This is a genomic window from Paenibacillus sp. 01T442, assembly GCF_056398345.1.
This window is the reverse complement of sequence record NZ_JBFTPF010000115.1, coordinates 1-11,618: the sequence shown is the minus strand read 5'-3', so window position 1 is coordinate 11,618 and position 11,618 is coordinate 1. Positions and strand designations below refer to the sequence as shown.

The 11,618-nt window shown below is 38.5% G+C and carries 12 protein-coding genes; 6 read left to right on the top strand and 6 right to left on the bottom strand.

What is annotated here, in order from left to right; genetic code table 11:
* The first annotated feature begins 141 nt into the window (after positions 1–141).
* From AC1DLM_RS33095 to AC1DLM_RS33080, 4 genes are all read left to right on the top strand, one after another.
* Entirely contained in the window at positions 142–375 is a 234-nt protein-coding gene (locus AC1DLM_RS33095) for a hypothetical protein (RefSeq protein ID WP_441992324.1), read from the top strand.
* Between the two features lie 481 nt (positions 376–856).
* Positions 857–1,666, top strand: coding sequence for a hypothetical protein (locus AC1DLM_RS33090; RefSeq protein ID WP_477572357.1), 810 nt, complete (start codon positions 857–859; stop codon positions 1,664–1,666).
* 429 nt (positions 1,667–2,095) lie between these two features.
* The gene (locus AC1DLM_RS33085) at positions 2,096–2,467 is read left to right on the top strand and encodes a WGxxGxxG family protein (RefSeq protein WP_441992326.1); all 372 of its coding nucleotides are present in this window, start codon (positions 2,096–2,098) and stop codon (positions 2,465–2,467) included.
* Positions 2,468–2,568: 101 nt separating this feature from the next.
* Complete coding sequence (locus AC1DLM_RS33080) at positions 2,569–3,087, top strand: DUF3231 family protein (protein ID WP_441992327.1); 519 nt, start codon at positions 2,569–2,571, stop codon at positions 3,085–3,087.
* Between the two features lie 284 nt (positions 3,088–3,371).
* Here AC1DLM_RS33080 and AC1DLM_RS33075 read toward each other — a convergent pair whose 3' ends face one another.
* Entirely contained in the window at positions 3,372–3,866 is a 495-nt protein-coding gene (locus tag AC1DLM_RS33075) for a hypothetical protein (RefSeq protein ID WP_477572356.1), read from the bottom strand.
* Between the two features lie 339 nt (positions 3,867–4,205).
* Positions 4,206–4,931 (bottom strand): polysaccharide deacetylase family protein, encoded by a 726-nt coding sequence (locus AC1DLM_RS33070; protein ID WP_441992329.1) that lies wholly within the window; start codon positions 4,929–4,931, stop codon positions 4,206–4,208.
* 143 nt (positions 4,932–5,074) lie between these two features.
* Here AC1DLM_RS33070 and AC1DLM_RS33065 point away from each other — a divergent pair, with 143 nt between their 5' ends.
* On the top strand, positions 5,075–5,365 hold the full coding sequence (locus tag AC1DLM_RS33065; RefSeq protein ID WP_441992330.1) for a YhcN/YlaJ family sporulation lipoprotein: 291 nt from the start codon (positions 5,075–5,077) through the stop codon (positions 5,363–5,365).
* Positions 5,366–5,798: 433 nt separating this feature from the next.
* On the opposite strand, the gene AC1DLM_RS33060 is transcribed toward AC1DLM_RS33065, so the two are convergent.
* Both AC1DLM_RS33060 and AC1DLM_RS33055 read right to left on the bottom strand, forming a co-directional pair.
* Entirely contained in the window at positions 5,799–5,957 is a 159-nt protein-coding gene (locus AC1DLM_RS33060) for a hypothetical protein (protein WP_441992331.1), read from the bottom strand.
* Between the two features lie 125 nt (positions 5,958–6,082).
* Positions 6,083–8,224 carry a glycoside hydrolase family 3 protein gene (locus tag AC1DLM_RS33055; RefSeq protein WP_477572355.1) on the bottom strand — a complete coding sequence of 714 codons (2,142 nt, stop codon included), beginning with the start codon at positions 8,222–8,224 and terminating at the stop codon, positions 6,083–6,085.
* Positions 8,225–8,361: 137 nt separating this feature from the next.
* On the opposite strand from AC1DLM_RS33055, the gene AC1DLM_RS33050 reads away from it, so the two are divergent.
* Positions 8,362–9,276 carry an AraC family transcriptional regulator gene (locus tag AC1DLM_RS33050; RefSeq protein ID WP_477572354.1) on the top strand — a complete coding sequence of 305 codons (915 nt, stop codon included), beginning with the start codon at positions 8,362–8,364 and terminating at the stop codon, positions 9,274–9,276.
* Between the two features lie 68 nt (positions 9,277–9,344).
* On the opposite strand, the gene AC1DLM_RS33045 is transcribed toward AC1DLM_RS33050, so the two are convergent.
* Together AC1DLM_RS33045 and AC1DLM_RS33040 are read right to left on the bottom strand one after the other, a co-directional pair.
* Complete coding sequence (locus tag AC1DLM_RS33045; RefSeq protein ID WP_441992334.1) at positions 9,345–10,211, bottom strand: hypothetical protein; 867 nt, start codon at positions 10,209–10,211, stop codon at positions 9,345–9,347.
* A 171-nt stretch (positions 10,212–10,382) separates the two neighbouring features.
* Positions 10,383–11,075, bottom strand: a complete 693-nt coding sequence (locus AC1DLM_RS33040; protein ID WP_477572353.1) for a hypothetical protein — start codon at positions 11,073–11,075, stop codon at positions 10,383–10,385.
* Positions 11,076–11,618: the final 543 nt, after the last annotated feature.

Genomic DNA, 11,618 nt, shown 5'->3' with positions numbered 1-11,618 from the left:
GGACATTATATCGAGTATTTAAAATGACTTTAAAATAAAGGGAAACTCATGGAACAATTATTTAAACAAATGGGCACTTTAAGAACTTAAATCTGGGCATCCTAACATTGAATTCAAATCATGTTAAAAAGGAGACAATTAATGAGAAAGATTATTATGGTTACAATTTCTATTGTTTTAATATTAACATTCAGTTTTTATGCGGTTAATAGCTTAACTATATCAGTTAATAATGGACCGAGAGTTGTTGCATCTGGAACCGGTAGTAGAAGTAATACGCTTGATACAAGTTATTCGCCTTTGCCAGGTAACAGTGTAAAAGAAAATAAACACGTGACTAGTTACAAAAATAAAGGCACAGTATTGATGTACTAGGTTCTGTAAAGTTCTGTAAGAATATCTTATCTCACATTTAAGAAGCGAGCCCTAAATATAGCACTTAATATTCAGGAGGTTTTCCAATTATGAAAAATAAATCATTCATCTCTGCGCGTTTAATTGCTAGTTCATTAAGCATTGCAACAGCTGTATCTTTTCCGATTTATTTTGCTATGAAGGGAAAATAAATGTGATTGAAACAAAAAATAACCCAAAGGATTAATCCCTTGGGTTATTTCATATTTACTGTATTCTCGGTTTAGTCGGATCGCAATCGGGAGCTGTGATGTCACCGGTTTGAGCAAGTTTCAATAAATAATAGCATTCTTTGTTTATCAAAGAAAGGAACCCCTTTCCGGACTAGTACCGTTAAATAACCAATTATTTGCAGGATAAAAACAGGAGGAATCCTAATAATAATGTAGGCTTCTAAGGGATTTCCTTTGCCAAGATAGATATTCTAGGAGGGAAAGTAAACATGAATCAATTCGGACAGCAAAGCCTAAACAATGCATCTCAATCGTCCAATACAAACGGATACGCAAATTCTTATTCTTCGCAGGCCCCGGTCGGTTCTCATTACGGTGGCTATCAGAATCAAAATACACAGGACAACGCATTTACGCAGAATACTTCCCAGCCAGTCATTTCCCATTACGGAGGTTACCAGGCTCAAAATCGGGAACAGAGCGGACAGCCCTACAATCTTTCCCAAATGAACGCTTACTCTCAAAGCGCTTCACAGCCGGTCATCTCTCACTTTGGCGGTTACCAGGCACAAAATTCCCAGCAATACACGCAGCCCAACCATACAGCCCAAATGAATACTTACTCTCAAAGCACTTCACAGCCGGTTATTTCTCATTACGGTGGCTACCAGGCACAGAATTCCCAACAATACACGCAGCCCAACCATGCAGCCCAAATGAATGCTTACTCTCAAAACGCCTCACAGCCGGTTATTTCTCATTACGGTGGCTACCAGGCACAGAATTCCCAGCACAATATACAGCCTAACCATGCATCTCAAATGAATGCTTACTCTCAAAACGCCACACAGCCGGTTATTTCTCATTACGGTGGCTACCAGGCACAGAATTCCCAGCACAATATACAGCCTAACCATGCATCTCAAATGAATGCGTACTCCCAAAACGCCTCACAGCCAGTCATTTCTCATTACGGCGGCTATCAGGCGCAGAATTCCCAGCATAGTGGATATCAACAACAAGGATCACTACAATCATCACAACCTGTGATCGCGCACTACGGGTATACAAGTAACTAATTTAGTCGAATAAGTAAATTGAGGACTTTCACCTCTAGTGTTTAGGGAGGTGAAAGTCCTCTTTTATAATGCTCCAAATCGTAAAGAATGAACAATTTCTCTTTCACGCAAGAATTTTAAGCTATCCTGTAAATCCATATCGACTGACCTCCTCTTCAAACTTGCAAAGGCCAAGGTGTCTCCACCCATTGCCAAGGCTGCCTCGTGAAGCTATGACCAAAGGGCAATGTAGCGCTGGCATAATGTCCCTATTCGTAAAGCTTCATACGGACTAAATTGTGAGTAGACCAGGCGGTTGAACATGCATATACAATTGTGGCGGCGTATTGAGTTTATGATTAATTCCACTAACTCCCCCATTAAAAAACGCCTTTGTTGAACATCCTAACTAGTGATACCAAATAAAGAGTTGAGAGGAGATAGGTCAATATGAAAAAGGTTCAAACTCTTACGTTAGCTATTTTATTAACATCAGCATTAAGTGTTGGAACAGTTAGAGCACATGAAAATACAGGTGTTGGAATGAATTCTTCAACAAGTACAAATAGTAATGTGAATAATTACGGTGCATACGGCACAAATACAGGAACGATTAGCTCACCTTCTGCTTCTCCCAGTACTAAGCTTAACCAAGCAAATTACGGCAATGGGGTAAATTCTTACTCTAATAATTCAAATTCCATCCGTGCTTATGATACCGTAAATTCGAGATCGAATGCTTCGAACTGGGGTTGGCTTGGATTGATTGGTCTGTTTGGCCTAGCTGGAATGAGATCAAGAAATAAAGTTGGGGAAAAATAAGCTAATTTATGCTTAGTTCAAATTAATCATTCATGAATTATATAATGGCATTCAGACATAATAGTAAAGTCAAAAATTAATAATTGAGGAGATATAAAAAAATGGGAATTTTAAGTGGAAATCCAAAAGATGAACCTCTACACTACGGAGAAATTTTTAGTGTATGGCAAGCTTCCACAGTAGCAAAAGGGGCTGTATCTTGCTATCAAGCTTATTTAAATCACTCAGGTGACAAAGAACTAAAAAAAGTTCTAGACGATCTGATTGATCAAGCAAAATTGGAAATTAAAGAACTGGATAAGATTCTTGTAGACAATGGAATTCCATCTATTCCTATGCTTCCTGAAAGACCATCAGTTAAACTTGAAGACATCCCAGTTGGTGCAAGATTTACAGATCCTGAAATTTCAGCCAAAATAGCAGCTGATGCTTCACTAGGACTAGTTGCTTGTAGTCAAGCTATGGGACAAGCTATTAGAGAAGATATTGGCGCTCTATTCGCGAAGTACCATATAACTAAAACAGCCTTAGGATTAAAAATACTTGAGATGAGTAAAGAAAAAGGTTGGCTGATTCCTCCACCGCTACAAATTAAAAGACCTGAGACTGTTAATGCTTAAGGATTAGGTAAAAAAGTGAGTTGGAACCCCTTGAAATCAGGGGATCTTGCTCACTTTTTTAAACTTAACAACCAAAATTAAAATCATCCAGTTACAGGATCTGTAGATCCCAGTTTTTGAGGGGATGCATACGGACCGATGACAGCTCCCAATCAAGTAACTGATCCCTTAATTAATAAAAGCCGCGATTTGCGCGGCTTTTAATGAGATAAGTTATTGAATTTTAATGTCGGTTGACAAGAACTTGGTGTGTTTCCTTTGATGGGGCGCTTAGTATGGTTGACTTACATTGTCAGTCCTGGTGACTGAGTTGTTTTATTTGTTTTAATAATCACTTCAATTCCTGGTTTCGGATAATTTTCCTGTTCGAAATTCTCCGGATCCTTTATTGACCACGTAACGAAAGTTAAATATTCGTCACTCGGCGCTCGAACTTCCTCAAATTCCGTTACAAGCTCTTCCCCAGAATCAATAATTCTATATATGAGAGAAAAATTTGCTATATTTGCAGCTACTTTTCTGTCAACAATATTAACAGTACTGATATTACCTGGCTGAAGTTCTATACCTAAAGCAACGTTACCTGTATTAAGATTCATCCCAGATTCGGCAATATTAGTGTTAGCTCCTTGCGCCAATCCGATCTTGCAAACGTAAATTGTTGATTTATTGTTTAGCCTGAACTCATGAGTACACTGGGCTTCCATATATGCCTTGTACTCCTTTTCAAAATCTTCTCTCTTAAGTTCCTCCGTTTTTAATAGCGCTAATTCTGTCACTAACTTTAATCGCTCCTTATATGATCATTTATAAACCGTATGTGCTAAGGTTTCAAGACAATCTTTATTATTTGTAGAAGCTTGTCTTGTTTTTTAAAATTGAAAACTTCTACAGGATTTGTTTTCCGAGCATGCTCCAAACGATAATCAACATGGTCGATGGCTATAATGAAAGCATGTAATGGTAATTTGTGCGGATTACTTCATTTCTATCCCAAGCCGCGAATCCAAGAATAATGAAAATGTCAGCAAATTCCGTACGCTTTGATCATAAGCTGTAGAGTAGTAATTATGATATCAACTAAGGCATGCCGCATCAGCAGCATGCCTCTTGAGCGTTCACGGATTCTTAGCAGGGACTGCCTTCCGATAGGTTAACAACTCGGAGACAGTAACAAACCGATACCCCCTCTTTTCCAATTCCGGCAAAATCTTTTTTAGAGCCTCGATGGTCTGAGTAGGACCTTCCACGTAATCGTGGAACAGTACGATATCCCCGCTGCTTGAATTGTTTAAAACTTTATTTACAATGTTATTGACTCCTGGCTTTCTCCAATCCTTCGTATCCAAATGCCATGACCACATTATCATTTTATATCCTTCTTGTTTGACAATACTGACTAACCTCTCATTATAAAAGCCCCCAGGCGGGCGAAATAATTGACATCGAATCCCGGCTACGGAGAAAATGGTATCCTCTGCTTTATTAATTTCATTTTTCATGTTAGTCCGTTTAGAAAGAAAAGCATGGCTATATGTATGATTGGCTATCTCATGTCCTTCGTTTATTTCTCGTTTGAGCACGTCAGGATAAAGTTTTATTTTATTCCCAATCACAAAAAAAGTGGCTTTAGCATGATACTGCTTGAGCAAGTCCAGGATTTGCGGTGTATGACTCGGATGAGGACCGTCATCGAATGTTAAGGCGATCACTTTCTCATCGGTAGATACTTCCCAGACGACTTCACCGCGCTTTTCATAATAAGACCGGTCTTTTTGAGGAACGGCGTAACCAACAGACTGAAATAATAAAAAGAATATACAAAAAGTTAGGATCGTTCTCATTGTTGCCTCCTGATTTTAGTTCTTTTTTCAAAATTAGGATGCACCAATCTTTTAAATTAACTCGGTGAAAAAAATGGTTATAAAATTTCGAATAGAAAGTTCAATTTAATAGAAATCTTAAAGTAAGAAAGGAATGTGATAAGATGAGGATTCAAACTTCAAATGCGATTACAAATATCGGTCAAACAGGCATTACGCCCCAGCTTGTAAAGCAAATCGCTGACCAAGTTCGTGAGACTGACCCAAACATCCAAACGGTATACGTGTCTACAAATCCTGAATTTGATCAGCCCGTTAATATGGAACAAGAACTAATCACTTTGCGACGGATGATTAGTGATTTTTTTGCAGCAGGCATGCCTTATCGCCGTTATAATACCCATTCTTACACGCTTCATATTCGTTTCTCCTATTTGGAAATATTCTTCCAGTAGAAATATTATTTCTTAATCATGTTCAATTCTTTATTAATGACAGACAGTAATTCCTTGGGGATCTTAAAGACAGACAGTTTAGAAATTTTTTCAATGGACATGATCCMCTTCATGACAGTAAACCTTGGGCTCTCTGCCATGTCTCCGAAGAATTTTTTGAATATTGCCTTAGCTTCCTCATTGCTGTAAAGGTCTTCTATCGTATCAAAAGTAGAATACTAGCCCTCTTTAAGAATAATTTCCTGAACATTTGATAAATCAAATTTCTCGAACCAATTAATGACATGTCTTTTTTCTTCTTTTGCAACGTAGATATAATTTTTATCTATTTCGGCTGTATGATTAARAACCATTTCCTCCTTATAGATAACGCCATGCTCGTCCGTTCCCGCTACTGTTATGCGATTCTCCCCTAAAGACAGGGGGACTGCCTTCAATATTTGGACTGTGTTACCTGATTACGAACCACCTGAATTGAATAATAGCTATTATAAATCAAGAATGAAAGCACAGGCAGCATGACCACAATTAATCCACTAATCAATTTGAAACGAATCGTGTTAAAAAAAGTATTAGAATTCGGCAGTCTCATTGCTTTCCTCCAATTTGCCAATCACTTTTCCTAAACAATTTGTATACCAATAATATATCCACCGTAATCGTTATGTAGGGTTCTGTTCCCATCAGGCCGCACTGTACAAGTTTGCTGGMTTTTATTCACAGATTTAATTTATTCTCATAAGTTAGTCCGTGGCCAAGTTTATAGAAGTTACCATCACTATCCTTATAAGCATATGATAATCCTTCAGGCATATAATTGTCCTTATCATAACCCGAAACGTCATTTCTCGACACACAATTCCCATTTGTATCAACCGCAATGACGGCTTCACTCGCTGGCAATGTTAACGGTAGCACACCTACTGGTCGGCTATTGCCTGACATAACTTCAAATTGCGCCTTATAGAACGTGTCGTATCCAGCAATCAATGCATCTGCCAAAGGTTCAACATTGCCAAGTATCCATGGCAATGTAACATTAACACTTATAATGACTTTTCCTCCGCGACTGCGAATATTTTCTGTAACTTCTCTTAGATGATTCATACCGGTCAAGGTCGTTTCTTGGTAAGACGAACCATCTAAAGCCGTCTCTGTCTTATTCTCACAAATTTCAAGCTCTAACAATCCTGGCGTTGCAGAAAAATAAGCGCCCGATTTAGGATGTAAGAACAAAATCGCTGCTTCAGCTTCTTCATAGTTATCGGTCAGTGTAAATTGTCCAAGCTCTTGACATTCTTTCTTTGCTTTTGCCGTATATGCAACTGCTCGTTCTGTATCCTTATGAAAAACTTCCACATAAACCAACTTACTCTCTAGTTTTTCAACGGTTAAGGGTAATGTCTGATTTTGGTTTTTTAGCACTGTTACTGACTTTTTATGTGCTTGATAGGCCGCATCCCAATGAGCAGATTGACTAACGGTTGCTTTAGCTAAATCTGCAGAAACATAAGTACGATCATCGAACAGACCTAAAGCAAACATTTCTGTAAGTAGACGTACATTGGCTTGATCGATACGCTGTTCACTTATCCAACCATTATTGATAGCTGCTTTCAAATTTTCAATATCATTGGTATCCGCAACCATATCTGTACCCGCATTGATAGCTTTTGCAAAACGTTCAGCTTCGCTCAACGCTTCAACGCCCCAGCTCATTTTACTCGTGATGCCGCTGTCGCTGTTGATGTAGCCTTTGAACCCTAATTTTTCTCTAAGAATATGATTTAAGAAATAATGATTAAATGTAAAACCAACCTCTTCGTACGGTATGTCTTCACCCTCGAATTCTTGAACGACACTCTTTTTAATACTTGGCATCGAATAATAAGGCATAATCGATGAAGTTCCATGATCTACCGCTGCCTGAAATGGAGGCAAGTGATATTTCTCCAAGCTCCCTGGAGTTGGATATAAATTCCACTTACCTTCCTCATAATGAGGATCAAATCCATTTTCCCTTGCTCCTCCACCTGGGAAATGCTTCGTTGTCATCGCAATACTATGTGATCCTAAGCTCTCCCCTTGAAAACCGTCAATAATCCGACCGATGGCGTCAGCAATAAATATCGGATCTTCACCAAACGTACCATATGTCCGTTGCCATCTCGGATCTGTAACTGTATCAGCCATATACATATAGCCTTTTCTTAGTCCCGTAGCATCCCACTCATCATGGGCGATTTGAGCAAATTGGCTAATTAGTGAGGCATCGCCGCCATTTTTTATATCTCCCTTAGCTGCTGCTGCCAGGCCTAGAGTTCCTGGCCAAGTCGAGAAAATTCCTGCTGCGTCATTCATACCGAAGATGAATTCTGTATTTTCGTTTCTCGAGTTAGATGCTATCAAACAAGGGATACCAAGACGAGTTCCTTCACAAACTTCATTCATTGTATTTACCCATTCGGCCATTTGAGCTGGACTCCAGTTGTCTCGCAAGATGAAGTGGCGTAAATGCATATTTTCGATCGTATACGTTGTTCCMATTACTTTGGTTATTGCGAAAATACTTTCTCCTTTTTCAACAATACCTTCATCTAATACACCATCGTGACTTGTCTTACTCTTATCTTTTTGAGATAGCCCCATCTGACGTGTATTAATCAGCATCATACCGACCTTTTCATCTACATTCATCAAGGAAACAAGATTCTCCGCACGTTCCTTCGGACTCAACCGCCAATCTTTATAGGGATCCAGTTTCCCATTGCCATTCAAATCTTTAAATTTTAATCCATCCACTTCAATAATGGTCTTGGATCTAACTTCTAAAAGGGGTTGTTTCATTCTCATTTCCATGATTTATTCCTCCTAAATAATTTGTTACCGCTTTCTCAAACTGTTATACTTCTATAGTAACAACAATAATTTCAAAATAATCGATATATATTGCTAAATATATTGTAATTATTGCTATTCGAAAGGACACCACTGCCATGAAGCTATCTGATCTTATTCCAGTTAAAAGTAATGGTTTTGAAATTAATTATTTGATTAAAAAAAACCAATCCCATGATTGGCTTGTAAAAAATAACAAATCATCCATTGATTTTTCTCAAATCCAGAATTTATTTCGATTACATAGGCACGATGCGACAGAAATCCTTGTCTTTTTAGAAGGGGAGGTTGAATTCTTTTGTGAAGGACAAACGTATTCCCTCAAGAGAGGAGATGTTGTTGTCATCCCTCCTTATGCAGTTCATCAAGCTATTGTTAAGAATTTCGATGCATATAAACGAATTATTGTTAGTGTCAGTGAACATTTAATGGATGATTTTATGTCTAGTTCACCATCTATGAAAGAGAATGTTGTGAATCAAAAGATGCAAGGCTCGTATTTGCTCCATTTGCATGCCAAAAACTTTCAACATATCACTTCTTCACTTCAAGAAATTCATCAAAAAATAATAAATGGGGAAAAAAATAATTCTTTTTCAATCAATTATCTCTTTTTCCAAGTACTTCAGGACATCTTTGATCCTGCAGGTAGTATCCCAAACCTTAGTAACAAAAATGAACTGGAGCCAAGATTCGTATCTATACTAGAATATATTGAATCACATTTAACAGAACCAGATTTATCCTTAGATAAGGTATCCGATTATTTCCATTTAAATAAGTACTACTTTTCTCACTACTTCACTAAAAATATGAACATCCCCTTTTATCGCTATGTATCATTAAAGCGTCTATCTTACGCTGTAACTATGATTAAACAAAATCAGATATCCATAGAGAGAATCTCCTTGAAATGCGGTTTTCCTGATTACTCCAGCTTTTATAGATTGTTCAAAAAGGAATACAACCTTTCTCCCAAAAAGCTGCAAAAAGAATTTAAACATGTATATTAACCTGCATACGCTGATTAGGCGTAAAAGCTGGCAGATATTTAGTGCAACGAGCATTATGATATTCATAATTAATGATGCTGTCGAGCCAATTGCATTTCCAAGACGCGACTTCTGGTGTCGGTGGGTTTGTACTGTTTTAAGAACCCGTGGTCAAATGTAAAAAAGGCGTAACCTTCTTTGTTGCCAATTTCAATGAAATGCTTCCCCTCCTCCACAAAAAGGGATGAGTAAAAAACTTCTTCTTTAGCCTCATCAGGGAAGAGACTACTATCCCATTGAATTACTGTCGATTCGAAACGATCATATTCTGCGACCCAACGATGGATCTCAACAGCAGGCGGCACCCAATCCGTCTGGTTTCCGACCCATTCAGGGACACCGTCATTGTCGAGATCCATCGGAATGGCGGTATGTCCTTGAAAATCGATTACCTTCCATGAATCGGTCTTGTGATGATAAATCACCAACCCATTCTTTGCACCTATTTTACCAAAAGGGATTTCAATAGACGCGCCAGACACATCCCCGGTTAAGAAATTCATCGGATTAATCCAAACTTGATTTTCATTAAAATTAGTCAAGTTACCCAACTTCCACTCCGAGTTCTTACCCTTGAGATACACCGTATATATTGGTGAAGCATCACCACCACTTTTATAAATATGAACTTCCGCATCAGAGCGAGATAGAGCAAAGCTTTTGATAAGCTTCGCCTCAGAAGGAGGAGCGCCTGACTCTAGTGGTTGTCCCAGACCTTCACCGAAGGGAAACGCTATATTCTCAAGAAACAAGTTAGGTCTATAGACCGATTGCTGGTCACTATGTCGAGAGTTTGCTGTTGGCATACTGGTATGATGAACCTGATCATCACTACAAGCGAGAATACTAAGCAATATCGGTGTCATTATGCCGGTAAACCGGACTATATTCATCAATATATAAATCCCTCACTCTCCTATTTGTCTTTATCATTAAATACTAATAATTGAAAAATGACAATTGGTGAACTATGTGCAGATCCAAAACAAACAGCAACTCCCATTTGTCATGTTACTTGCAAAACCGATCCGGCAGCCTGAGCTAATGTTTCCAGTTATGTCATAATATTACTCAGCAACCTTAAGCTCGATCCAGACTGGCCCTAACCAGGAATCTATTCGGCACCAGTCTCGCCAGACTTCATTCACCATCACCCTTTGGGGGCTCAAATTGGCTCCCGTTTCCATACCATCTGGAGAACGAAAAAGCTTCGTCGTACTTTTTAGCTGGACTTCCTGCCGGACCTCGCTCACCTCGAACAAAGCCGTGTAACGCGGTGAGATCCATCTTTCTCCGTTCAATGTCTCAATCAAGTAGCGGCTATCCCACTTTGCTTTCACTTTTACAGTTTGCGGCGCCAATTTCATCCCTGTAGGCTTGGTAAGTCCGGGATCGCTATAGAGCGACTCCACACCGAAAATCTCCAGTCTCGTATCAAATGACTTTTGATTTCCCAGAAGCGCGTTATTTGGCATTATCCATGCATTTCCAAGCCAGGTAGAAATCAAGTAAATCGGAACCAAATAACCTTCCCCATGTCCAACTCTCCGTTGACTGTTGTCCAATATAGTAACCGTTTGGGGAGCTATGATTCCGATTGTCTGCCCGTTTTCACCTAATAAAGTAGTGTCCTCAAATAAGGTAATTGTCTTCGCTGGAGATGAATCCTCGACAGCTATAGTTGTTGTTGCGAATACTTCCTTTACCGCCAAACAGGCGATTAATGCTATAACTACTACAAATAGCTCTCTTTTTTTCATATCGAAACTCCTTGTTACTGAATTTTGACCAAAAGAAAATCGCCACCAAAACGCCGGCTATTATAACAACCAACACAAATCTTTAATATGTAAATAATTTATTCATGAAACATCTTCCTGTAATTACTACTAAACATTTAGACGTTCAATATTCACGAAAGTTCCATCATTTTACAGAAATTTAATTCTAATTTGAATCCGCTCTACTGTCCGTTAACGCTTAAAAATTTCACTACAGTGGGCTCTCTAAGAAGTCCTTTTACGGATGCTTGATCTTGCACTATTTTCAACTGATATTGAATTTTCCATATTTTTTTGTAGTTTCATCCACGTCCGTCGGTTCATTTATTATCGAAATTACTTTGCTTGATTCTAAACTATTTATATATCTTACACCTAAACCAAGACTAAAAGCCTTATCTAATAATGGTTTCCAGAATCATTAGAGCAGTTTCATTCACCTCTTCCAGCAATTCACTTTTGGTTGACGTATTAGCAATTCTAATTAACTCCGGCTGAAATTCCGTGATTAAATGTATTGGT